This is a genomic window from Actinoplanes lutulentus (assembly GCF_003259845.1).
Classification (GTDB): domain Bacteria; phylum Actinomycetota; class Actinomycetes; order Mycobacteriales; family Micromonosporaceae; genus Actinoplanes; species Actinoplanes lutulentus.
This window is the reverse complement of sequence record NZ_QLMJ01000001.1, coordinates 754532-778642: the sequence shown is the minus strand read 5'-3', so window position 1 is coordinate 778642 and position 24111 is coordinate 754532. Positions and strand designations below refer to the sequence as shown.

The 24111-nt window shown below is 69.2% G+C and carries 16 protein-coding genes and 1 riboswitch; of the genes, 5 read left to right on the top strand and 11 right to left on the bottom strand.

Annotated features, from left to right (window positions below; translation table 11 throughout):
• Nucleotides 1–17: 17 nt before the first annotated feature.
• Nucleotides 18–728, top strand: a complete 711-nt coding sequence (locus tag B0I29_RS03265; protein ID WP_111647268.1) for a YcnI family protein — start codon at nucleotides 18–20, stop codon at nucleotides 726–728.
• Between the two features lie 51 nt (nucleotides 729–779).
• On the opposite strand, the gene B0I29_RS03260 is transcribed toward B0I29_RS03265, so the two are convergent.
• Together B0I29_RS03260 and B0I29_RS03255 are read right to left on the bottom strand one after the other, a co-directional pair.
• The gene (locus B0I29_RS03260) at nucleotides 780–1340 is read right to left on the bottom strand and encodes a GNAT family N-acetyltransferase (protein WP_111647267.1); all 561 of its coding nucleotides are present in this window, start codon (nucleotides 1338–1340) and stop codon (nucleotides 780–782) included.
• An 86-nt stretch (nucleotides 1341–1426) separates the two neighbouring features.
• Nucleotides 1427–1789: an MmcQ/YjbR family DNA-binding protein gene (locus tag B0I29_RS03255; protein ID WP_111647266.1), complete on the bottom strand. Its 363-nt coding sequence runs from the start codon at nucleotides 1787–1789 to the stop codon at nucleotides 1427–1429.
• 156 nt (nucleotides 1790–1945) lie between these two features.
• Between B0I29_RS03255 and B0I29_RS03250 the strand changes: the two genes are divergently transcribed.
• Nucleotides 1946–2890, top strand: coding sequence for a sulfite exporter TauE/SafE family protein (locus B0I29_RS03250; protein ID WP_111647265.1), 945 nt, complete (start codon nucleotides 1946–1948; stop codon nucleotides 2888–2890).
• Between the two features lie 68 nt (nucleotides 2891–2958).
• On the opposite strand, the gene B0I29_RS03245 is transcribed toward B0I29_RS03250, so the two are convergent.
• From B0I29_RS03245 to B0I29_RS03230, 4 genes are all read right to left on the bottom strand, one after another.
• Complete coding sequence (locus tag B0I29_RS03245; protein WP_111647264.1) at nucleotides 2959–3954, bottom strand: ribonucleotide-diphosphate reductase subunit beta; 996 nt, start codon at nucleotides 3952–3954, stop codon at nucleotides 2959–2961.
• Nucleotides 3954–6353: a ribonucleoside-diphosphate reductase subunit alpha gene (locus B0I29_RS03240; protein WP_111647263.1), complete on the bottom strand. Its 2400-nt coding sequence runs from the start codon at nucleotides 6351–6353 to the stop codon at nucleotides 3954–3956. Before B0I29_RS03240 ends, B0I29_RS03245 begins: the two co-directional genes overlap by 1 nt.
• A 121-nt stretch (nucleotides 6354–6474) precedes the next feature.
• Nucleotides 6475–6685, bottom strand: a riboswitch (cobalamin riboswitch).
• A gap of 74 nt (nucleotides 6686–6759) precedes the next feature.
• Nucleotides 6760–7683 (bottom strand): diacylglycerol/lipid kinase family protein, encoded by a 924-nt coding sequence (locus tag B0I29_RS03235; RefSeq protein ID WP_111647262.1) that lies wholly within the window; start codon nucleotides 7681–7683, stop codon nucleotides 6760–6762.
• Between the two features lie 9 nt (nucleotides 7684–7692).
• Nucleotides 7693–8835, bottom strand: a complete 1143-nt coding sequence (locus B0I29_RS03230; protein WP_181557666.1) for a cytochrome P450 — start codon at nucleotides 8833–8835, stop codon at nucleotides 7693–7695.
• Nucleotides 8836–8946: 111 nt separating this feature from the next.
• Here B0I29_RS03230 and B0I29_RS03225 point away from each other — a divergent pair, with 111 nt between their 5' ends.
• Both B0I29_RS03225 and B0I29_RS03220 read left to right on the top strand, forming a co-directional pair.
• Nucleotides 8947–11730, top strand: a complete 2784-nt coding sequence (locus B0I29_RS03225; RefSeq protein WP_181557665.1) for an ATP-binding protein — start codon at nucleotides 8947–8949, stop codon at nucleotides 11728–11730.
• On the top strand, nucleotides 11727–12818 hold the full coding sequence (locus B0I29_RS03220) for a class I SAM-dependent methyltransferase (RefSeq protein WP_111647260.1): 1092 nt from the start codon (nucleotides 11727–11729) through the stop codon (nucleotides 12816–12818). The genes B0I29_RS03225 and B0I29_RS03220 overlap by 4 nt, the downstream gene beginning before the upstream one ends.
• On the opposite strand, the gene B0I29_RS03215 is transcribed toward B0I29_RS03220, so the two are convergent.
• The 4 genes from B0I29_RS03215 to B0I29_RS03200 all read right to left on the bottom strand — a co-directional run bounded on the left by B0I29_RS03215 (nucleotide 12760) and on the right by B0I29_RS03200 (nucleotide 19756).
• On the bottom strand, nucleotides 12760–13980 hold the full coding sequence (locus B0I29_RS03215) for an MFS transporter (RefSeq protein ID WP_111647259.1): 1221 nt from the start codon (nucleotides 13978–13980) through the stop codon (nucleotides 12760–12762). The two genes, B0I29_RS03220 and B0I29_RS03215, sit on opposite strands and share 59 nt — an antisense overlap.
• Nucleotides 13977–14528 carry an ArsR/SmtB family transcription factor gene (locus B0I29_RS03210; RefSeq protein ID WP_111647258.1) on the bottom strand — a complete coding sequence of 184 codons (552 nt, stop codon included), beginning with the start codon at nucleotides 14526–14528 and terminating at the stop codon, nucleotides 13977–13979. The genes B0I29_RS03215 and B0I29_RS03210 overlap by 4 nt, the downstream gene beginning before the upstream one ends.
• A gap of 1296 nt (nucleotides 14529–15824) precedes the next feature.
• Nucleotides 15825–17645: a VanW family protein gene (locus tag B0I29_RS03205; protein ID WP_111647257.1), complete on the bottom strand. Its 1821-nt coding sequence runs from the start codon at nucleotides 17643–17645 to the stop codon at nucleotides 15825–15827.
• Between the two features lie 86 nt (nucleotides 17646–17731).
• Entirely contained in the window at nucleotides 17732–19756 is a 2025-nt protein-coding gene (locus B0I29_RS03200; protein ID WP_245972165.1) for a hybrid sensor histidine kinase/response regulator, read from the bottom strand.
• 94 nt (nucleotides 19757–19850) lie between these two features.
• Between B0I29_RS03200 and B0I29_RS03195 the strand changes: the two genes are divergently transcribed.
• The gene (locus B0I29_RS03195; RefSeq protein WP_111647255.1) at nucleotides 19851–23072 is read left to right on the top strand and encodes a PAS domain S-box protein; all 3222 of its coding nucleotides are present in this window, start codon (nucleotides 19851–19853) and stop codon (nucleotides 23070–23072) included.
• Here B0I29_RS03195 and B0I29_RS03190 read toward each other — a convergent pair.
• Nucleotides 23069–24046 carry a TerC/Alx family metal homeostasis membrane protein gene (locus B0I29_RS03190; protein ID WP_245972163.1) on the bottom strand — a complete coding sequence of 326 codons (978 nt, stop codon included), beginning with the start codon at nucleotides 24044–24046 and terminating at the stop codon, nucleotides 23069–23071. The two genes, B0I29_RS03195 and B0I29_RS03190, sit on opposite strands and share 4 nt — an antisense overlap.
• Between the last annotated feature and the right edge of the window lie 65 nt (nucleotides 24047–24111).

The following is a 24111-nucleotide window of genomic DNA, read 5'->3' as shown; positions in this document are numbered from 1 at the left end:
GCGTGAAAGGTCTCTTCATGAATACCGCAGTTCTCCGCCGTACCGCCGCCATCTCCGCCGTGGCGGCCGCTTTCGTGCTGGCCGTGGCTTCCCCCGCCGCCGCGCACGTGACGGTCAACCCGAGCACCGCGACCCAGGGTGGTTACACCAAGGTGTCGTTCCGGGTGCCGAACGAGAGTGACACGGCGTCGACCACGAAGCTTGAGGTCAACCTGCCGGCGGAGACGCCGATCGGCTCGGTGTCGATCAAGCCGGTTCCGGGCTGGACCGCGGTCGCCGAGAAGACGAAGCTGGCCACCCCGGTCGAGGTGCACGGCAGCCCGCTCACCGAGGCCGTCTCGAAGATCACCTGGACCGCGTCGAAGGACTCGGAGATCAAGCCGGGCACGTTCCAGGAGTTCGACGTGTCGCTCGGCCCGCTGCCGGAGGTCGACCAGATGGTCTTCAAGGCGCTGCAGACGTACTCCGACGGCAACATCGTCCGCTGGATCGACGAGCCCACCACCGACGGCACCGAGCCCGAGCTCCCGGCCCCGGTCCTGAAGCTCACCGCCGCGGGCGCCGAGGCAGCCGCCCCGTCGGCCGCCGCCGATGCCCCGGTCGCCGAAGAGGCCACCGAGGAGAGCAGCAGCGGCAGTTCCGCGTGGGGCATCGCCGGCCTGGTAGCCGGCCTGGCCGGCCTGATCCTGGGCCTGCTCGCCTACCGCAAAGCCGCCCAGAAGGCGTAACGCGTAGTGCTGTTCCGGGCGCCGGCCTCCACGATCCGGCGCCCGAATCGCCTAGCGGGAGCTGCTCAGGGGCAGGGCTCGGACCAGCATCCGGTGGGAGCGCCAGCCGGGGAACGGCACCAGGTCGCCGACGTGCTGGAAACGCAGCCGCTGGAGCGCGTGCCAGACCCGGGTGTTCGTCTCGGTCACCGCGAGCGACACCCGCTCCTCGGAGCGGTTGTCCAGCAGGTCGGACATCATCCGTACGCCCAGCCGGTGCTTACGGAACTCGGGCAGCACGAACGCCTCGCAGACCGCGAACGTGCGGCCCTCCCACTCGACGGCGAGCTCCGGGTCGGTCACGTCGGTGAGGTCACGCCACCACAGGGTGTCCGGCGGCAGCGGGCAGCCCATCACGGTGCCGACGACCTGGCCGTCCACGTAGCCGACCGCGGCCTCGAAGCCCGGGGCCTCGGCGGTCCAGCGCAGCCGGTCCTCCAATGACGGGTCGCTGTGGTCGACCATGTGCAGATCGGCGGCGTGGACGCGCCGGTAGACGTCGGCCAGCACCTCCAGATCGACGTGGCCGGTTATTTCCACGGCGCTCTTGACGCCGTCCACTTCCAGAGACATTGAAGCCTTCCCCCTATTAGGTGAGGCTTACCTAACCAAACAGAAGTTGCACAGGCAACCCACAAGTAACATCTGCCAGTGAACGCTCAGTCGAGCGCGTCGGCGACCTCGGACGGTGCCCGCATCCGCCAGGCGTCGGTGATCAGCTCTTCGAGACGACTCGCCGAGACCTCGGGCAGGCGGAGCATCACGAGCGGCAGTCCGTCGTACCCGGGTGTGGTGAAGAAGAGCGAGGGCTCGCCGAGCAGGAGCGCCTGTTTCTCGGCCTCGTCGCCCACGAAGAGCACTGCCACGTCGGTGCGGATCTCGCGCGGCTTCCCGGGCCGGCGCTCCGGGTACGACCAGACGAAACCCTTGTTCGCCACCCGGAAGTCGAATCCGTCGCTGTCGATCTCGACGGTTTCCGGGAGCGCCAGCGCGAGGCGGCGCACATCATCAGCGTCAGCCATGCCCTCATCCTGCCATCAGTGAACGAACGCTTGCAGAGCGCCACCGTGACCTATAATCTCCGATCTAATAAATAGGAAATGCAGGCCACGTAGGCAATGCAGCCTTGTGGACAGACCCAGCAGGTATCCACCCCATCCACCACTGGCGGTAGAGACATGCAGAAACTCCTCCTCCTGGCCCTCGTCGGGTTGGGCGCTCAGCTAGTCGACGGTTCGCTCGGCATGGCGTACGGCGTCACCTCGACCACACTCCTGCTCGCGATCGGCACGAACCCGGCTGCCGCGTCGGCCACCGTGCACCTCGCCGAGATCGGCACCACGCTGGTCTCCGGCTTCTCGCACTGGAAATTCGGCAACGTCGACTGGAAGGTCGTCCTCAAGATCGGCGTGCCGGGCGCGATCGGCGCCTTCGCCGGTGCGACGTTCCTCTCCAGCCTGTCGACCGAGACCGCGGCGCCGATCATGGCGCTCATCCTGCTGGTCCTCGGCCTCTACGTGTTCGTCCGCTTCACGTTCCAGGGCCTGCCCAAGGGCAACCTCGGCAAGCCGCTGCGCAAGCGGTTCCTGGCACCGCTCGGTGTCGTGGCCGGCTTCGTCGACGCCACCGGCGGCGGTGGCTGGGGTCCGGTCGGCACGCCGGCGATCCTGGCCAGCGGCCGGCTCGAGCCGCGTAAGACGATCGGCTCGATCGACACCAGTGAGTTCCTGGTCGCGGTCGCCGCGAGCCTCGGCTTCATCTGGGGTCTCAGCGACGAGAGCATCGATTACGGCTGGGTCCTGGCCCTGCTCATCGGTGGTGTGATCGCCGCGCCGATCGCTGCCTGGCTGGTCCGGCACATCCCGCCGCGGGTGCTCGGCGCCGCGGTCGGTGGCCTGATCATCCTGACCAACACCCGGTCCCTGCTGCGCAGCGACTGGATCGACGCGCCGGACGCGGTCCGCTACACGTTCTACGCGGTCATCTACGTGGCCTGGGCCGCGGCGCTGGTCTACTCGATCAACCAGTACCGCAGCCACGCCGAGGAGGACCGCCGGATCATCGCCGAGGCGGAGGCCGCCGCGGCAGCCGGCGAGACGCCCGACGAGAAGGCGTCCGTCTAGCAACACCGCACCAAGCCGAAACGCCCCGGGAGCCGATCTCCCGGGGCGTTTCCTTCACCGAAGACCGATCAGAAATCGTCGTCGAAGCTCACGCTTCCGGTCACACCCACCTGGTACGCCGAAACGCGCCGCTCGAAGAAGTTCGACAGCTCCTGCACGTCCTGCAGTTCCATGAAGGCGAACGGGTTCTTGCTGCCGTAGATCGGCGCGATGCCGAGCGCTTCGAGCCGACGGTCGGCGACGTGCTGCAGGTACTCGCGCATGTCCGTGAGCGACATGCCGGAGACACCCTGTTCGAGCAGGTCGGCGGCGAACTGGACCTCGCACTCGACCGCCTCGGAGAGCATGTCGCGGACCTGCTGCTCCATGCCGGCGTCGAACAGGTCGGGCTCCTCGGCGCGTACCTGGTCGACCACGTCGAACGCGAACGCCATGTGCATGCTCTCGTCGCGGAACACCCAGTTGGTGCCGGAGGCGAGACCCTGGAGCAGGCCGCGCGAGCGCAGGAAGTAGACGTACGCGAAGGCGCCGTAGAAGAACAACCCCTCGATGCAGGCCGCGAAGCAGATCACGTTGAGCAGGAACGCCCGCCGGTGCTCCTTGGTCTCCAGGGCCCGCAGCTCGAAGACCGAGTCGATCCACTTGAAGCAGAACTCGGCCTTGCGGGCGATCGACGGGATGTTCTCCACCGCCGCGAACGCCTCGAAACGCTCCTGCTCGTTGGGGACGTACGTGTCCAGCAGGTTCAGATAGAACTGGACGTGCACGGCCTCCTCGAACAGCTGCCGCGACAGGTACAGCCGGCCCTCGGGCGAGTTGACGTGCTGGTACAGGTTGAGCACCAGGTTGTTCGCCACGATGGTGTCACCGGTGGCGAAGAACGCGACCAGCCGCGACACCAGGTGCTGCTCGGCGGGCGACAGCTTGGCCAGGTCGGCGAGGTCGCCGTGCAGGTCGACCTCCTCGACGGTCCAGGTGTTCTTGATGGCGTCCTTGAAACGGTCGAAGAAGTGCGGGTACTTCATCGGCCGCAGGGTCAGGTCCATTCCGGGGTCGAGCAGCATTACTGGCAGGCCTCACACGATTCGGGGTTTTCCAGGGAGCAGATCTCGGCCTCAGTGAGCGCCGGGATGAGCGAGACAACGGGAGAGACAACAGGCGGCGCGCTTACCGCGACGGTTGCCTGCTGAATCCGGGTCGCGGGGCGCGACCGCAGGTAGTAACTGGTCTTCAGACCGGCCTTCCACGCGTACAGGTACATCGAGGAGACCTTGTTGATGGTCGGCGCGGCCATGAACAGGTTCAGCGACTGCGACTGGTCGATGTAGGGCGCGCGGGCGGCGGCCAGCTCGATCAAGGCTTTCTGCGGCAGTTCCCATGCGGTGCGGAACAGCTCGCGGACCTCGGCGGGCAGCTCGTTGATGCCCTGCACCGATCCTTCAGCCCGCTTGATGGCCTCCCGGATCGGGGCCGTCCACAGTCCTCGGGTCTTCAATTCCCGTACCAGATAGGTGTTGATCTGAAGGAATTCGCCCGACATGGTCTCGCGCTTGAAGAGGTTGCTGACCTGCGGCTCGATGCATTCGTAGCAGCCGGCGATGGACGCGATCGTCGCCGTCGGCGCGATCGCGATCAGCAGGGAGTTGCGCAGGCCGTGTGCGGCGATCTTCGCCTTGACCGCAGCCCAGCGCTCGGTCTGCGAGACCGTCGCACCCCACAGGTCCGGGTGCAGGTCACCCTTCGCGGCACGGGTTTCCGGGTACGCCGGATGGGGCCCGAACCGCTCAGCGAGAAGAGCCGAGGATTCCAGGGCGGTCAGGAAGATCTCCTCCTGAACCCGGGTGGACAGTTCGCGGGCCTCGGCGGAGTCGAACGGCAGGCGCAGCATGAAGAACGCGTCCTGCAGGCCCATCAGACCGAGGCCGACCGGCCGCCAGCGCGGGTTCGACTTCGCGGCCTGGTCGGACGGGTAGAAGTTGATGTCGATGACCCGGTCCAGGAACGTCACCGCGGTCCGCACCGTGGCCCGCAGCTTCTCCCAGTCCACGCCACCGGCGGTGATGTGCCCGCCGAGGTTGATCGAACCCAGGTTGCAGACCGCGGTCTCGTCGTCCGAGTTGACTTCGAGGATCTCGGTGCACAGGTTCGACAGGTGGATCGTGTTGCCGGGCGCGCCGGTCTGGTTGCTGAGCCGGTTGGACGGGTCCTTGAACGTCATCCACCCGTTGCCGGTCTGCGCGAGGGTACGCATCATCCGGCCGTACAGATCGCGGGCCTTGACGGTCTTGACCGCGTTCTTCTCGGCTGCCTTATACGCTTCGTCGAACTCGGCGCCGAACAGATCCGGCAGCTCGGGGGCGTCCGACGGGTCGATCAGCGACCAGTCCTCGTCGGCCTCGACCCGGCGCATGAACTCGTCCGGGATCCAGTTCGCCAGGTTCAGGTTGTGCGTGCGGCGCGACTCCTCGCCGGTGTTGTCCCGCAGCTCCAGGAACTCCTCGATGTCCGGGTGCCACGGCTCCAGGTACACGCAGGCAGCGCCCTTGCGCCGGCCGCCCTGGTTGACCGCGGCCACGCCCGCGTCGAGGGTCTTCAGGAACGGGACGATGCCGTTCGACTTGCCGTTGGTGCCGCGGATCAGCGCGCCCCGGCCGCGTACCCGGGACCAGGAGATGCCGATGCCGCCGGAGAACTTCGACAGCTTCGCGACCTGGTGGTACCGCTCGTAGATCGAGTCGAGCTCGTCCTTGGGGGAGTCGACCAGGAAGCACGACGACATCTGGGTGTGCCGGGTGCCGGAGTTGAACAGCGTCGGTGAGCTGGGCAGATAGGCCAGCGACGACATCAGGCGGTAGAAGCCGATCGCCTCGTCGACGTTCTGCGACAGGCCACAGGCGACGCGCAGCAGCCAGTGCTGCGGGGTCTCGATGATCGTCCGCTTGGTGGGGTGCCGCAGGAGGTAGCGGTCGGCGACGGTACGCAGTCCGAAGTATTCGAACTTGAGGTTGGCGTCGTCGTTGATGGCGGCATCGAGTTTTTCAGCATTTGTCGCGACAAATGCTGCTGTCTCGTCGCTGATCAAGCCCTCGTCGTGACCCAGCTTGATCGACTCGCTGAACGTCGTGACGCCCTCCTCACTCACCTCCTTCTCGACGAAGGTGGCGAGCAGCCGGGCGGCCAGGCGCGAGTACTGCGGCTCCTCGCTGATCAGCTCGGCAGCCGTCTGAATCGACAGTTTGTCCAGCTCAGCGGTGGTCGCGCCGTCGTAGAGGCCACTGATCGTCTTGGTGGCGACCCGCAGCGGGTCCACCTCGTCCAGGTCGGCGACCCAGCGCTCGACAGCCGTGACGATCTTGTTGACGTCGACCGGCTCGGTCTCGCCGTTGCGCTTGCGGACCTGCATCGCGTGCCGCCGCTGCTCCGGCACGGCGACCTTGTCCGTCTTCTCCGGTGTGAGCGTCATGCCCTCTCCTCGCGCCCTCTCGACAGGTCGTCGGATGCGCAGGAGGACGCCGCCGGGCGCGCGTGAGCGCACCGGCTTCTGGCGTCGGCCGTCCCACGCGGCCTTCGACCGCCGCACACCGGTGGCGTGCGGCGCGCTGGCAGGTCTTCGGACTCGTGGGCGTCGAACGCTTTCCTACTGGCCGTCGCTTCCCAGACCCGGATGGATCCAGTGCTTCGTTGACGGCGGTCGTTCCCACTCACCGCTGCGGGGCAGTTCCGGTGTCACACCGGATTCCCTCTTGCCTCGGGCACGTCCTGACGGCCGCCCGAACCAGCTGCGTGAGACACCATATATGGAGGGGGTCCTAAACACGCAACCCCAGATGATGTGATCGGCGTGTCGGGTGATCTTGCTAATGGTCCTTCTAATGATCCGGCGTGCCGGGTGGCGCCATGATGCGCAGCGCGTTCGCGTCGAGAGCTATCCGCAGCGGCGTCTGCCCGCACGGCTCGCCGTCGACCTCGACCGCCGCCGGCCGGTCGGTCTCCAGCCACAGCTCGTTCACCGCGAGGAACGGGCGCTCGTGCAGGGTGCGGCGATGGCCGGTCAGCGCGTTGCGCGCCGTCTCGCGCAACAGCTCCAGCCGGGTCGACCCGCCGACCGGGTACGCGACCAGAAGCCGATCATCAGCGTGCGCGTCCGCGGTGATCGGCCGCCCGGCGTGGAAACCGCCGTTCGCCACGTACACCTGATGGGTGCTGAAGACGATCTCCCGGCCGTCCGCGCGTACCGTGGCGCGCAGCGGACGGTGCCGGGCCATCAGACCCAGCGCGGTGATCGGGTACGCGAGCCGGCCCAGCCGCTTCTTGAGCCCGCTCGGCACACTCGTCATCACCTCGGCGGACAGCCCGATGCCGACGTGGTTGGTGAACGGCATGTCCCCGGCGATCCCCAGGTCCACATCGATCACCAGGCCCTCGGTCATCGTGGTGACAGCGGTGTCCAGGTCGGGCGGGATGCCGACGGTACGCGCGAAGTTGTTCGTCGTCCCGAGCGGCAGCAGGCCCAGTGCCATGTCCCGGTGCGCCAGCATCCGGCCGGCCGTGCTGATCGTGCCGTCGCCGCCGCCCGCGACGAGCAGGTCCGGTCCCAGGTCGATCGCCTGCTGGAGGCTCTGTTCCAGGTCGCGTTCGACGGCGTACGCGCCGAGCAGCTTGAAGCCGGCCTTGAGCAGCCGCTCGTGTGCGTCCTCGTAGAACTGCCTGCCCCGCCGGGACTTGGCGTTCACCACCAGCACTGCCCGCCGCTCACGCCGGATGTCCTCGGTCAGCTGCTGCTTCGTCCGCACGGGCAGACCCTATCGTCCGGTGCTGGTGGAGAGCTGAACCGCTTCGAAGCCTCTGAGTACGAACGTCGGGTGGCGTACCGGTTCGGCGGCCAGCTCCAGGTTCGGGGCGTGCCGCAGCAGCGCGGTCAGGGCGGCCGACAACTCGATCCGGGCCAGCGGCGCGCCGAGGCAGAAGTGCAGGCCGGCCCCGAAACTCAGGTGCGGGTTCGGGTCCCGGCCCACGTCGAAGCCGTCCGGGTCGGTGAACGCGGCCGGATCCCGGTTCGCCGCCCCGATCAGCGCCGCCACCTGGGCGCCCTCGCCGATCGTGATGCCGTCGACCACCACATCCCGGGCGGCGGTACGCACGAAAAGGTGCAACGGGGAGTCGTACCGAAGCATCTCCTCGATCGCGCTGGGCACCAGCGCGACGTTCGCACGCAGCCGGACCAGTTGATCGGGGTTGCGCAGCAGCGCGACCACGCCGTTGCCGAGGCCGCTGACCGAGGCCTCGTGGCCGGCGTTGAGCAGCAGAACCGCTGACGCGACCACCTCGTCCTCGGTGAGCCCGACGCCGGTGAGGTGGCTGAGCAGATCGGTTCTGTGGAGCCTCCGGAGGTATTCGGCGAACTCCTCGCACGCCGTGATCGCCGCGGCCTCGACCTCGGGGGTGCGGTTGACCTCATACATCCGCACGATCGCGGCGGACCACGGCCGCAGCCGATGCCTGTCCGATTCCGGGATCCCGAGAAGTTCCGCGATGACGGTGACGGCGAGGGGTTCGGCCAGATCGTTGACGAGGTCGAACTCCGGCCCGGTGGCGGCCAGCAGGCTCTCGGCCGCCTGCTTGATCCGTGGACGCAGCCGCTCGACGTGACCGCGATTGAACGCCTTCGCGGTCAGCGAGCGCAGCCGCGTGTGCACCGGCGGCTCGTTCTCCATCATCTGGTTGCGGTGCAGCAGATTGAACGGTTCGAGAATGTCGGCCGGCTCCCGATCGGTCCAGAACCGGCCCAGGTCACGGTCGCGCAGCACCGCGTTGACGGTCCGATGACTCGTGGCCAGCCAGCGCGAGGTGGGCGCGTGCCAGGAGAGCGGGGCGCGCTCCCGCAACACGGCAAGACTGGGGTACGGGTCAGCGAGGAACCCGTCCGCCGCAAAGTCGATCTCCACCCGGGCAACGTAGCGGGCACACGTTTCCGAAGGCAGCGCCGGGAGCGGGTCTGCTGTCGGGGAGTGGATAAGTGGTGGTCGCGAGACATCAGTCGCGGTGAGAATGGCTCGGTGGGGATTCGGGTCGGGTTGCTGGGGCCGGTCGCGCTGAGTCGTGACGACCGGGACATCCCGCTGACCGGTGCGCCGCAACGGATCCTGCTGGCCCGGCTCGCTCTCGCCGCCGGCCGTCCGGTCGGGGTCCCGGAGCTGCTCGCCGCCCTGTGGGACGGCGAACCGCCGGACAACGCGATCGGCAACCTGCACAGCTACGTCTCCCGGCTTCGGCGGCACACCGGCGGCGACGCGATCCGGCGCGAGCCGGGCGGTTACCGTCTGGCCGGCGCCGAGCTGGACTCCGACCTGGTGGAACGTCTTGTCGAGACCGCCGAGGGGCAGCTGCCGGATCTCGCCGCGGCCACCCTCGCCGAAGCTCTCGCCGTCTGGCGCGGCGACCCGCTCGCCGACGTGTCGGACCGGCTCGTGTTCGCCCCGGAGGTCGCCCGGCTCACCGAGTGGCGGCGGCACCTGCGCGAAGAATGCCTCGGCCTTCGCCTCGACGCGGGCCAGGCGGCCGAAACCCTGCCGGAGCTCGAGGCCATCGCCACCGCGGAACCGCTGCGGGAGCGGCCTCAACTGCTTCTGATGCGAGCTCTGCACGCGTCCGGGCGTACCCCGCAGGCGTTGACCGTGCTGAGCGCGTACCGACGAAAGCTTGCGGAAAGCCACGGCCTTGACCCATCGCCTGCCTTGATCGAGATGCAGCGCGGGATCCTCGCGGAGGATCCCGCGCTGCGGCCGCAAGCCGCGATCAAGGTCGCGCGAAGGGTGACCGACCGCTTCTTCGGACGCCGGACCGAACTCGCCGCCATCCGCGACGCACGCGCCACCGATCGGGTGGTCACCCTGGTCGGCCCGGGTGGCGTCGGCAAGACCCGGCTCATGACCGAGTCGCTGACCGGCGACGAACTCGTCGTCGAACTCGCCGAACGCTCGGTCCCGGCTGACGTCACCTCAGCTGTCGCCTCCGCCGTCGCCGGCACGCTCGGGATGCGCTCCGCGCCTCGCGGTGGGGTCGCGGCCCTCGCCGAGCGGATCGGCGCGGCGCCCGCGACGCTGGTTCTGGACAATTGCGAACACCTCCTCGACGCGGTTCGCGACCTGGTCGGTGACCTCTTGGCGCGCTGCCCGCGCCTGCGCGTCCTGGCCACCTCGCGCCACCGGCTCGGCGTCGCGGGGGAGCGGGTCCAGCACATCGGCCCGCTACCGGCTGCCGACCGGGTCGCCCTCTTCTGCGACCGCGCGGCCTTGCTGCGTGCTGATTTCCGCGACGATTTCGGTACGCGCGAACTGGCCGCCCAGATCTGTGACCTCGTCGACGGCCTGCCGCTGGCGGTGGAGCTGGCGGCGCGGCGCGAGTCGGTGTTCGGGCTGGCGCACCTGCGGGATCGTCTCGGCGCCGGCCTGGACGTGCTGGACCCGGCCCGTGGCGGGGATCGGGCCACAGCGGTGTCGGCGACGGTCGAGTGGTCGTACCGTCTCCTGGACCCGGCGGCACAACGCCTGCTGGATCGGCTCGCGGTGTGCCGGGGCGGCTTCAGTTTGGAAGCACTGCCGTACTTCGCCGAGCCGAGCAGTGACGGCCTTCTCGCCGAACTCGTCGACGCCTCGCTGATCAGCTGCGACCTGACCACCGGCGAACCCCGTTACCGGCTCCTCGAAACCGTTCGGCACGTCGCGCTGGGGCACCTGGACCCGGAGGACGAGCGCGAGGCCCGCGCCGCGCATGCCCGCTGGATGCTCGGCCTCGCCACCGAACTCGTCGACCGCGGCCGCAACCGCGACCCCTGGACCACCCCGACGTTCCGCCGTGAGACGGCCAACCTCCAGGAAGCCCTGACCTGGCTGGGCACCGAGGAGGGCGCTCTCCTGGCCGCCCAGCTCGCCGTGATCAACTCCGATGCGCCCGACCCCGGTGTGACCGAGCAACTCGCCGCCGGGAAACCAGGTGGATTCGACACCGGGAGCGACCTTCTCCGCGGCCTGGCCGCCGGGAACGCCGAGTGCCTCCGCGGCGACCTCCCGGAAGCGGATCGCCTGCTCACCGAGGTGATCAATCGGATGCCCGAGGACCACCCGCTGCGCTGGGGCGCGCTGATCGTCCGGATCTCCAACGGCATGTTCGCCGGCCGGGCTGCGGCGGTGCGCGCCGACGCCGAGCTGATCGCCGCCGACCGGGGCGCGCCACGCTGGGCACGAGCTACCGGGATCTGCTGTGCGGCGCTGATGGACGTCTACGCCGGTGACCCGCGGACGGGGCTGGACTGGATGGAAGAACACGCGGCCTATCTGCGTACCGAAGGCCTTGATGGGTTTGTGCCTTTCACCCGGGGTGAGCTGCTGGCCGGCAGCGAGCCGGAGAGCGCGCTGACCTGGTACGACCGGTCGATCGCCGCGAGCGAGCGGGTGAACCAGGTCTACACCGCGAACGTGGCCCGGGTGGCGCGGGCGGCCGTGCTGATCCGGCTCGGCCGGCGCGAGCAGGCGGTGGCCGCGTGCCGGGAGACGATTGTGGCGGTCCGCGACGTCAACATGACCGCCCAGCTCTGGACGATCCTGCGGCTGACCGCGGAACTGCTGGGTGGCGAGGCGGGTTCCTACATCGTGCGGTCGGCGGACGAGGACCCGCTCGCGCCGGCGGTGATGGGACCTGATGTGGAGCGGCTGGCCCGCCTGAGGGGACCGGGCACCGGAACCGGCGACCTCGCCACGGTCTGCGGTCACGCCCTTGATGAGCTGGAGAAACAGCGGCCGGCAAGGTCTCAGCAAGGCGCCGCCCGCACCGTGTTCACATGACGAATTCAACTCTTGACGAAGCCCGCGTCGAAGCGTTCGCAGGCCGGCTGATCACGGATTTCGCCGGCGCGGCGAGTACCGCGATGACCGTTCTCGGCGACCGCCTCGGCCTGTACCGGGCGATGACCGGGCCGATCACCGCCGGCGAGCTCGCGCGGAAGACCGGCCTGCATCCGCGACTGGTCACCGAATGGCTCCGGCAGCAGACCGTCTCCGGGTACGTGACCGTCGACGGCGACACGTTCGAGCTGCCGTTCGAACACGCCCTGGCGCTGTCCGTGGTGGACTCGCCGGTGCACCTGGTGGCGGCCGGAGAGATCATCACGGGGTACTTCCAGTCCCTGGAGAAGCTGGAGGCGGCGTTCCGTGGCGACGGCGGGCTGGCCGGTGACGAGGTGCCGGGCTGCACGTACCACGGCATCGAGCGCTACTTCCGGACCGCGTACGTCAACCAGCTCGAACAGGCCTGGTTCCCCGCTGTTCCGGGGCTGGTCGAGAAGCTGGCGGCCGGTGCGCGGATCGCGGACGTCGGCTGTGGACACGGGTTCGCCGGGCTGCTGATCGGGCGTACCTGGCCGTCCGCCACGGTGCTCGGCTTCGACAACCACGAGCCGTCGATCGCCACCGCCCGGGCCCGGGCCATCGAAGCGGGCAGCCCGGCGAACGTCTCCTTCCACGTGGCGGACTCGGGCGCGATCGGCGGGCACGGGCCGTACGACGTGGTGGTCTTCTTCGACGCCCTGCACGACCTGGGTGACCCGGCGGCGGCGCTGCGGGCCGCGCACGCGTCGCTGAACCCGGGCGGGATCGTGGTGGCGGTCGAGCCGTGGTCGGCGGACGACTGGACCACCACGATCGGGATGCCGATCACCCGGATCGGGTACGCCTCCTCGACCGCCCTGTGCACCCCGACGTCGCTGGGTCAGCCCGGGGCGTACGGCCTCGGCACCCTGGGCGGCCCCGCCGAGCGCCTGCGACTGCTCGCCGAGGCGGGGTTCACCGATGCGATCCTGGCGGCCGACACCGGCTTCAACCTGGTGCTGTCAGCGACAAAGGGAGATCTCGCCGGCTCTTCATCGGCCCGTTGAGCAGGATCAGCCCGCTCAACGCCAGTCCCGCCGTCATGCACCACAGGGCCGGCCGTACCCCGAAAGCCGAAGCCAGCGACCCGGCGATCAGCGCACCCACCGGAACCGCGCCCAGGTTGAGGAACTGCATGCTCACCAGCGTCCGGCCGAGCAGCTCCGGTGGCGTGTACTGCTGACGGAAGACACCCTTCAGCACATTGCCGGCGACCACGCCGACCCCGATGACCAGCCCGCCGACGACCAGCAGGCCCAGGCCGGCGCCCGGGCCGGTCATCGGGATCAGCAACCCGAACGGCACCGACGCGCCCTCGCAGATCAGCATGGCCCGGGCCGTGCCGATCCGCCGGGCCAGCGGCGTGGCGACCACCGCGCCGACAACCCCGCCGCAGCTGAGCGCGGCGATCAGGCCACCGACCACGCCGGGGCTGACGCCGACCTCCCGGACCAGGAAGACCACGAGCAGCGACTGATATCCGATCAGCCCGATGTTGCTGGCCGCGCCGTACAGGGTCAGCACCCGCAGATAGGGGTCCCGGACGACGAACCGGATCCCGTCGGCGATCTCCCGCCGGATCGGTGCCCGCTCCCGCGTCTCCCGAGGCTCGGCCCGCCGGATCCCGGCGAGGCAGAGCGCCGACACGAGGAAGCTGACCGCGTCGATCAGCACCGCGGTCACCGCACCGGCGACCTGAGCCAGCAGACCGGCCAGCCCGGGCCCGGCGACCTGCGTGGCCGAGGCGGTGCCGTGCAGTTTGGCGTTGGCCTCGGGCAGATCCTCAGCGTCGAGCAGCACCGGAAGATAAGCCTCCTGCGCGGTCTGAAAGAACACCGCGACCGCCCCACCGGCGAACGACACGGCCAGCAGATGCCCGATGCCCAGCACACCGAGCCACGCCGCGACCGGCACGCTGAGAAACAGCACCGCCGCGATCAGGTCACACACGATCATGAGCCGCCGCTTGGGCAGCCGATCCACCCAGGCACCCGCCGGCAGCCCGATCAACAGCCACGGCAGCCAGGTGGTCGCATAGAGCAGCGCCGCTTGAAAAGCGCTGGCGTGCAGCTGCACCACCGCCACCAGCGGCAACGCCACACTGGTCATGCTGCTGCCGAGCCGGCTGCCGGCCTCAGCGGCCCAGAGCAACCGGAAGTCGCGTCTCACGGCTGAGCCGGCACCGCATGCGCGAAGAAGAACACCGTCTCCCCACCGCTGTCACGCCCGGCCCACCGGTCGATCAGATCGAGCAGCTCCCGTTCGAAGACGGCCAGTTCATCAGGCGTGAGCCGCAACCACTTGTCAGTGGAGAACGGCGCCTCACCCCAAGCCTCTTTCCGGCTCTCCCGCACGGCATGCCACTCCCGGACGAGACTCACCTGCCGATCAAGGTTGAGCGACAGCGCGGCACTGGCCACCGCCTGCCCAGCCGGATCATCATCAAAATCGGCCGTGGACCACCGAACCGCCGGATCCACCAGTCGCCACCACCGCTCCCGCCGATCCCGCGCCAGCTCCGGCGCCTCAGCGATCAAATCGCAGCCGGCCAGCACCTTCAGGTGAAAACTCACATTGGCGACAGCCTGCCCGGTCCGCTCCGCCAGCATGCTCACGGTCGCCGCCCCATCCACCTTGAGCACATCCATGAGCCGCCGCCGAAGCGGATGAGCAAGCGCCGCCAGCACCCGCGAGTCAGTGATCCTCCGAGCTTCCATAACCCCGACCATGCCTCAAGCAAGAGCCATTGCGCAATCCTTCTTGCATATACCATACGGAATTAACGGCGCCCCCAACCGCAAGCCCCCGCCCCCGCCTCCACCACCGCGACCCCGCCACCCCTCAAGGCCGTCCGGCGCCTATCGCGACCGCTGCCCACTCACCCCCAAACCCGCAGCCGATCCCTCAGCCGCCGCCCGGCTCCCGCGCTCGCGCCCTGCTCCCGCGCCCACACCCAGCCCTCGCGCCCCAGACCCGCCACTCACCGTGCCGCCAGCCGCCGTGCCCAGATCTGTTACCGGGGGCGCCGCCTCTTGCAGTGTCGGGTCGCCTTTTGCCGTGTCGGCCGGTGTGGTGGTCGGGCTCGCGGCGAATGACCGCTGAATGCCGTCCGGCGGCTCACGACCGTGCACCCCGATCGCCAGCGCCCGCCCGTCGTGCTCAAGGCCGTAGCGCCACCCCAGCCGGGCGGTGAGCGCACGCGTTTGAGCGCACGCTGTCGTTCTGCGTGCGCTCACCGCCGCCATAGGGGCGCCCCCCGCAAAACGCTTTCGCGTGCACTAACCGGCCCCGCGAGGGGCCTGTGTGCGGCCGGGCCGGCGGCATTGAGTCCGGTTTGTCGGCATCCACCGGCTTGCTGAGCGGCACACCCCACGGCCGGCTCGCGCTCGCGGTCGCATTTCCGGCCCCAGTACGACCACAGGCACAAGCCAGACGGAACCGGCTTGCGCTCGCGGTCGCGTTTCCGGCTCTCGGGCGACCACGAGCACAAGCCGGACCGAGCTGGCTTGTGCTTGTGGTCGTGTTTTGGGCTTCAGCGCGACCGTAAGCACAAGCCGCCCGGAACCGGCTTGTGCTTGTGGTCGTGTTTTGGGCTTCTGTGCGACCGCGGGCGCAAGCCGGACGTCCTCAGGTCCCTCGGGTTGAGTTGACTTTGGTTGGGGGAGGGCGGAAGCGGGCAGTGGGCGTCAAACGAGCTGGTGTCGGTGGGGGCTTCGGGTCAGCGATTACCCGGTGTGAGCGACGAGCGGTCATCGATGGTGGGCGCGGGGGATTTACGGAAACCTGTGGGGCTCAGGGCGGCTACGGGCATCCAAGATCTGCGCGGCTCCCCTGGGCATTGCTACGCCCCGTGACATCGGGGCCCGCTGATGGCCTGGTGCGGCCCCGCAGCGGCCGCGTGTCGATTTTGGGTGTGGATCGGACCTCACGTCGACACGTGGAGCCTGGGTCCGCCTCGGGTGTCGACTTCGGGTGCGGATTGCGCCTCAATTCGACACGCGGGCCTGGCGCCGTCAGTCCTCGGGGGTCTCCGGGGTTTCTGGGGAGGCGCAGATGTAGTTCGGCTCGGCGTCGTATTTCCAGGTGAACTTCTCGCGCTTGACCACCTTGCCGTCGCGCTGGAACAAGCGGTACGCGTCCTGCGTGAACCCCGGCAACCCGCCCGTCGCGATGCAGCTCGGCCCGTCCGGCAGGGTGATCGTCTGCGGGGAGGTGATGTTGCGGCGCTTGCTGTACTCGGTGGACACCTTGTCCCACACCTTCGTGCTCCACACCGAGACCGTGATGCTGTTGCTGGTCCACGCCGTGTCGAGAAGCACCCCGTGCGGACTGTCGTTCTTGAACCGGAAGTCCAGGTCCGGGTAGAAGATCGTGGACTCGATGACCGCCGGGTACCGGTCGAAATAGTAAGAATGCGGCTTGTGCTCGACGTCCTCAAGCCCCGCGTAATACGTCGCGTTGAACAGCGTCGTGGTGAACTGCGAGACCCCGCCGCCGACGCCCGGGGTCAGCTTGCCGCCGAGGATCACCGGCGCGTCCTTGTATCCCTGCTGGTAACTGCGCTCGCCGGTGTGCTTGTTCAGCGAGAACGTCTCGCCGGGCAGCACCAGGGCGCCTTCCACCTGTTTCGCGGCCTGCACGATGTTCTGGCTGCGCGACGACGACAGGCCACCGGTGAACTTGGTGGTGAACGTCGAGACCTTCTCCGTGACGCCGAGCTTGCCCAGCGCTGCGGCGTCGACTGCCGGTTTGGCTTCGGTGACGGTCGCCGCGATCGACCGTTCGCTCGTGCTGCGCAGCACGTTCAGGATCTCCGGGCCCATGCCGGCCAGGTCGACGGCCGTACCCTCGGCTCCTTCGACGATCGACGGCTTGCCGCCCTTGAGGCTGAAGCGCGCGTCGCGGGGTTTCGTCTCGAGTTTCGCGAGCGGTTTCGCGACGGCGGCGCGCAACTTCTTGGCGTCCAGGCGGGGCTCGATCTTGCCGGTTTTGTCGGCGGTCAGGACGAGGCTCTTCGCGATGGCGGCCGGCGGCACGGTCAGTGTGCCCTTGTCCGAGGTGATGGTGAGCGGCCCGGACACCGCCGGTGAAGCCACCGTGGTGACGAGCTGGTCCACCTCGGCCGCGGTCGTCACGGGGTGTACCTCGACGAGCGGCACAGTGACCGCGGTGCTGGCCGGCCAGCTCGCCCGCACGATCTCGGCGGTGCGCGCCGGGTCGATGTCGCGGCCGGGCGACGGGTGCACGGCGCGCGGCTTGATCCCGTCGAAGACCACTGCAGGCTGCGTCATCGGGTCCCCGATCTTGCCGAGGGACTTGCGCAGGGCCGCGTCGAGCATCTCGGCGTCGACGGCCACGACCGGTGCGACAGCCCGCGTGCCGAACAGCGACGGGTTGCCCTTCGCCGCGGCGGTGATCGTGGCGTCGACGTCGACGACCAGGCCGACGTCGGCAGGTTTCACCGAGGCGTCACGGTCTTCGACCGTGACTTTCAGCGGCGCACTCAGCGAAGCGTCACGCGCCAGCTGGGCGCGCAGTTCAGCGGCTGCTTCGGTACGCCCAAGCCCCCCGAGTTCCGCCCCCAGAACCGTCACACCGAGCGGAATGTCGCCGCGATAGGCCCAGATGGCAGCGGCACCCGTCCCGACGGCGAGCACGAGCACGGTCACGCCGGCGATGAGTACGCGCTTGCGCCCTCCGGAGGACGGAGGCAACGGCGCCGGCGCCGCTGGGTCAGAACTGTCCAGGACGTCGTGCACCGGGACAGCCTGTGCGGGCAGGAAGACGGTCGGCGTCTCCTCGACGGTCGGCTGGCGATCACCTGCAGCGCTCACCGGGCGTCCTCCACGGCTCGGGCGGGTGACTGACACGCCGCTGGGCCACGGATGCTAGTTGATTCGCGTTACCGCCAACCTGTCAGTCACCTGTGCGAGGTCGCATTCAGGGCACCTCGGACCGTACTGACCAGGGCTTCCCGGTCGAACGGCTTAGCCAGAATGGTGGACCCGGGTTCGAGGTTGTTGCCGTTCTCGTCGATCAGCGACTCGGCGAACCCGGAGACGAAGACGATCGACAGGCTGGGCTGGCGCATCGCGGCGACCTTGGCCAGCTGCCGGCCGTTCATGCCGGGCATCACCACGTCGGTGACCAGGGCGGACACGTGACCGGGGTGCTGTTCGAGGATGCGCAGCGCTTCACCGGCGTCGGCCGCGGTCAGTACGTCGTACCCGGCGCCGGACAGTATCCGCGCGGAGACCTGCAGCACGGCGGACTCGTCGTCGACGAGAAGGAGCGTCTCGCCGCCCGTATTGTCCGGCTTGGCAGCGGACGGCGGTGGCGGCGGCGGTGCCTCGCTGACCAAGGCCGGCAGGGTGAACGTGGCGGTGGTGCCGTGGCCTTCACGGGAGCGCAGGGTGAGCTGCCCACCGGCCTGGCTGATGATCCCGTGCGAGGTGGACAGCCCGAGCCCGGCGGTGCTGCCGGCGAGTTTCGTGCTGAAGAACGGCTCGAAAGCGCGGTCCAGGACATGCTGCGGCATCCCGGTGCCGGTGTCGGTCAGGCTGACCGTGACGTTCTCGTCCTGCATCGAGGTGGTGATCGTGACGGTGCCGCCGGCGGGCATCGCCTCGGCGCTGTTGCGGACCAGGCTGCGCAGCGCCTGGGCGATCTGGGCCGGGTCGGCCTTCACACCGGGCAGCGACGGTTCGAGGTCCAGGATCAGCTCTACTTCGGGGCCGGCGGTCTCGCGCAGCGACGCGGTGTTGTCGCGCAGCAGCGTGTTCAGGTTGATCGCGGCGGGCTGGATGATCTCCCGGCGGCCGAAGGCGAGCAGCTGCGTGGTGAGCCCTTTGGCGCGTTCGCCGCCCTTCACGACGTGCTGCAGGTCGCCGATCAGCGACTCGGCGGTCTCGGCCGGCAGAGTGCCGTCCTCCAGGGCGTCGTTGATCGTCTCGATGGCCAGGTTGGTGTACCCGAGGATGGCGCCGAGGACGTTGTTGAAGTCGTGGGCGGTGCCGCCGGCCATCCGGCGCAGGCTGTCCAGGCGTTCGGCGTCGCGGTGCCGGGAGTCGTCCTGGCGGCGCAGGATCTCCTCGCGCAGGCGTTCCTCGGCGGAGACCAGGTCGGTGACGTCGTCGACCATCAGCACACCGCCGGCGAGCCGGCCGTCATCGTCGTCGTGGATCTGCCGCAGGTGCAGGCGCAGCCGCCGGGTGGTTCCGTCGGGCCAGGCGATCCGGTGGTCGAAGCGCAGCTCGGAGGTGTCGCCGGCGCCGTGCAGGAGGCTCAGGGCGGCGTCCTGCGCCGAGTCGTCGAGGCAGTCCAGCCAGCCGGCGCCGAGCAGGTTCTCCTGGGGCATCTGCATGATCTGGGCGAGCCGCTCGTTGATGTAGTCAGCGGTGCCGTGGGTGTCCAGGATGCCGATGCCGACCGGGCTGGCGACGGCCATCGCCTCGAAGCGCCGTTCGGTGTCGTGCAGGGCGCGGACCTTCTCGATCAGCTTCGCGTTGACGGCGTGCAGGTGCGCCTGAGCGAACTCCTCGTCGGCGGCCGGTACGTCGAGCAGGACCGGGCCCTGCGCCAGCGCGGTGTCGACGGCTTCGAGCAGGGTGTGCGGGTCCTGGGAACGCAGCACCACCTGGCTGACGCCGCAGGCCTCGGCGATCGGCCGGGTCTCCGGCTCCAGGTAGTTGGCGGTGTAGAAGATGACCGGCGCCTGGGCGGCCAGCCGGTCGGGGTCGGAGCGCAGCCGGTGTACGAGCTCCAGGCCGTCGATGCCGGGCATCAGCACGTCGGAGACGACGACGTCGGGGTGGTGGACGTGGGCGAGCCGGAGCGCGTCGGCCCCGTCCCGTGCCTCGATGACGTCGTGGCCTCGATAGCCGAGGAGCATCCGGACGATGTCCCGGTTGGCCGCCACGTCGTCGACGACCATCACTGTCGCCACGGCGTCTCCCTCATGATGTGTTGTTTGTCCGTAATAAGGCTAAAGCATGTAGGTTGATTCCGAATCACATTCGGCTTTCGAGGGGAGATGTGCCGTGGGCAAGGCCGGCTGGCTCCGGTACGCGCTGGTGGCCGGCGGGATCGCCGGAGCAGGCGTGACGCTCGGTGGCGAACTGCTGCGCCGAGCCGGACGGCGGCTCGACCAGTACTTCTATCTGGCGGCCATCCTCGAGCAGACTGCCACGCCGGCGTTCGTGAAAAGCGCCAGTGGCAGATATCGGCTGGTCAGCGGGGCGTACGAGCGGCTGCACCGGGTCCCGCCGGGTGTCGCGGCCGGCCGGTTCGACCACGAGGTCCACCCGGCCGACAAGCTCGCCGAACATCGGCGCCGCGACCGGCTGGTCCTCGCCTCGGACGGCCCGCTCGCCTTCGAGGACGAGGTCACCGACCACGACGGCGCCCGCCGCCGGTTCATCACCACCCTGTACGCGCTCCGCGACCGCCGGAACCGCCCGTACGCGATCTTCGGGGTGAGCAGCGAGGTCACCGAGTCGAACCGGGCGACCCGGCAGGCGGCGAGCGAACGCCGCCTCCAGTCGCACATCAACGCCCGCCTCGCCGCGATCGTCGAGGCCTCCCAGGACGCGATCGTCAGCAAGGCACTGGACGGCACGATCCGCACCTGGAACCCGGGCGCCGAGCGGCTGTACGGATACACCGCCGCCGAGATGGTCGGCAGCGACGTGACCCGCCTGCTGCCGCCGGATCGCAAGAACGAGGAACGCCAGCTGCTGGCCCGGGTCAACGCGGGCGAGGCACTCAGTCGTTTCGAGACCCGCCGGCAGCGCAAGGACGGCAGCATCATCGAGGTCTCGCTCAGCATGGCCCCGATGCGCGACACCGACGACACGGTCATCGGCGTCTCCACGGTGGCGCACGACATCACCGCCCGGGTACGCGCCGAACAACGCCTCCGACTGGAACGCGAACAGCTGGAAATGATCATGGGGGCGGCCAGTGATCCGTTCTTCACGATGGACGACGACGGCCTGATCTCCGAATGGAACCGGCAGGCCGAGCACGTCTTCGGCTGGCCCCGTGCCGAGATCATCGGCCGCAACGTGTCGGACACCGTGCTGCCGCCGCGATATCGCAACGCGCTGCGCCGGCTCCTCGACGGCCGCTGGGACTGGCTGCTGGACCGCCCCACCGAGATGGCCGCGACGCACCGCGACGGGCATGAGATCCCGGTCGAGCTGACCATGTGGCGCATCGGCCACGACGGCGGCGTGCACTTCCACGGATTCGTCCGCGACATCACCGCCCGCCGGCAGACCGAGGTGGCCCTGGCCGAGGCCCGCGACCAGGCGATCGAGACAGCCCGGCTGAAGTCGCAGTTCCTGGCCTCGATGAGCCACGAGATCCGTACCCCGATGAACGGCGTGATCGGCCTGACCGGTCTGCTCCTCGGATCCAGCCTCGACGAGAAACAGCGACGGTACGCCGAAGGCATCAGCTCCGCGGGCTCCACGCTGCTCGCCGTGATCAACGATGTCCTGGACTTCTCCAAGCTGGAGGCCGGCAAGGTCCTGCTGGAGGAAGCGAACTTCGAGGTGGGCCGGCTGATCGACGACGTGGTGGCCCTGGTCGCGCCGCCGGACACCCGCGGCGGGGTCTCGGTCGGTGGCGGCTGTGACCCGCGGCTGCCGCAGACCGTCTGCGGTGACCCGACGAAGCTGCGCCAGGTGCTGCTCAACCTGGCCGGCAACGCGGTCAAGTTCACCACCGAGGGCCGGGTGACGGTCACCGCGAAGGTCGACGACCGGCAGAGCACCGGCCCGGACGCGGTGCCGATCCGTTTCGAGGTGCACGACACCGGCATCGGCATCGACGAGGACCAGCAGGAGCAGCTCTTCGAGGCGTTCACCCAGGCCGACGCGGGCACCACCCGGCGTTTCGGCGGGACCGGGCTCGGCCTGGCCATCAGCCGGGACCTGGTGGAGCTGATGGGCGGCAGCATCGGCGTGGAGAGCGAACCGGGTTACGGCAGCACGTTCTGGTTCACCGTCACGTTGCGGACCGCCCGCGACGACCTGGACCTCTCCGACCGGCACTCGCTCGACGGCCTGCGGGTTCTCATCGTGGACCGCGACGAGAAGGACCGTGAGGTGCTGACCGACCAGCTCACCGGCTGGTCGATGCGGGCCGCGACGGCCGGCGACACCCGCAGCGCCGAGGTGGCGCTGAAGGAGGCGGCCGAGGCGGGCCGGCCGATCGACCTGGTCATCGTCGACATCGGAACGGCGCAGGAGGACGGCCTGGACGTGGCCGGCATCGCCCTGGCGCCGCCCGGCTGCCCGCAGCCCAAGACGATCCTGCTGGCCGACGAGGCGCACCGGCTGCCGGACGAGCCGGATCCGGAGCGGTACTCGGCGGCGTTCGCCAAGCCGCTGCGCCAGTCCCAGCTGTACGACGCCCTCGTCGGGGTACTCGCCGACCGCGACGGCGACAAGGTCGTCGACGTGCCGGGGGAGATGCCGGAGGACCGGGGACACCTGCTGCTCGTCGAGGACAACGAGATCAACCGCACGGTGGCGCTCGGTATCCTCGCGAACCTGGGATACAGCGCGGACGTCGCGGTCAACGGTGTGGAGGCGGTCGATCTCGCGTTCCGCCAGGACTACCTGGCGATCTTCATGGACTGCCTGATGCCGGAGATGGACGGTTACGCGGCCACCGCCGAGATCCGCCGCCGCGAGCCGGAGGGCCGGCACGTGCCGATCATCGCGCTGACCGCGAGCGCGCTCGCCGAGGACCGGGCCCGCTGCCTCGCCGCGGGCATGGACGCGCACATCGCCAAGCCGCTCATCCCGGGTGACGTCTCCAAGGTCCTGGAACGCTGGACCACCCGGCTGCCGGAGCCGGACATCGACACGGTGATCGATGAGATCGACCGGCGGATGGACCAGCTCCGCGGCCCGAATCCGGCCGCGACGGCCGCGGCTCTGGACGGGCTGCTCGGCACGCTCGCCGCGAAGATCCCCGAGCATCTGGACCGGATCGCCCAGGCGCTGGCCTTCGACGACGCCGATGAGCTGCGCTCCGAGGCGCACCAGCTCAAGGGCATCATGGCGAACCTCGGGGTGGCCGCGGCGACGCTCGCCTGCGGCCGGCTGGAGGACGACGCCCGCGCCCGTGATCTGGACGCGGCCGTCGCCTCGCTGTCACACGCCCGCCCTCAGGTCGCGCTGGTCTGCGCTGCGGCGGCCCAGATCCGCCGCCGCTTCACCGACCAGAAAGCCGGAGCGCGAGGTTAGACCAGCGACCGGGCCTCCCTTCGATTGGCCACCAGGCTGGTCACGGTCACCGTTGCCAGCGTCACCGCGATCACCGCGAGCGACAGCTCCGTCGGGATGTCGGGCACCGACGACGGCCAGAGCTTGTGCGCCCAGTGCAGCACCAGCTTCACCCCGATGAAGGCGAGGATCACCGCGAGCCCGTAATCCAGATGCCGCAGCTTGCCGAGCACGTTACGCAGCACGAAGTACAGCGCCCGTAGCCCGAGCAGCGCGAACATGTTGGTGGCGAACACCAGGTAGGGATCCTCGGTCACTCCGTACACGGCGGGAACCGAGTCGACCGCGAAGACCAGGTCGGTCACGAAGACGGCCACCACGACGAGCGCCAGCGGGGTCAGGGCCCGGCGGCCGTCCACTCGCACAGTGAGCCGGCCGCCGTCATAGGAGCTGGTCACCGGCATGAGCCGGCGCAACAGCCGCACGCTGCGCATGGTGTTGATGTCGACCTGATAGTCCTCGTCGCGCGCCGCGTCCCGCATCACCTTCACCGCGGTCGCCAGCAACGCCGCGCCGAAAAGCAGGAACGCCCACGCCCCGGTCTGCAGCACTGCCGCGCCGGCCGCGATGAAAATGGCGCGCAGCACGAGTGCGCCGATGATGCCGTACAGCAGGACCCGCTGCGCCAGCTCGGGCGGGATCGCGAACGCCGCGAGCAGCAGCATGAAAACGAACAGGTTGTCGACGGACAGGGATTTCTCGACGACCCAGCCGGTGTAGAACTCCATCGCGGGCTGTCTCCCGTACACCTGCCAGAGAATGACCCCGAACGCGGCCGGAAGCGCGAGATAAAAGAGTGACCAACCGACTGCCTCGCGCATTTTCACGTCGTGCGGGCGGTGCGTGATCGCGAAATCGGCGGCGAGCAATGCCAGCAGCACGGCAATGGTGATCGCCCAGAGTTGCGGGGATGCGATCGTGGACAGATGTGACACGTGGGGCCTCCTCGGACATGCGTCGACGTCCGAGGTCTCCCTCACCCACCGTGGCACCGGCAGGC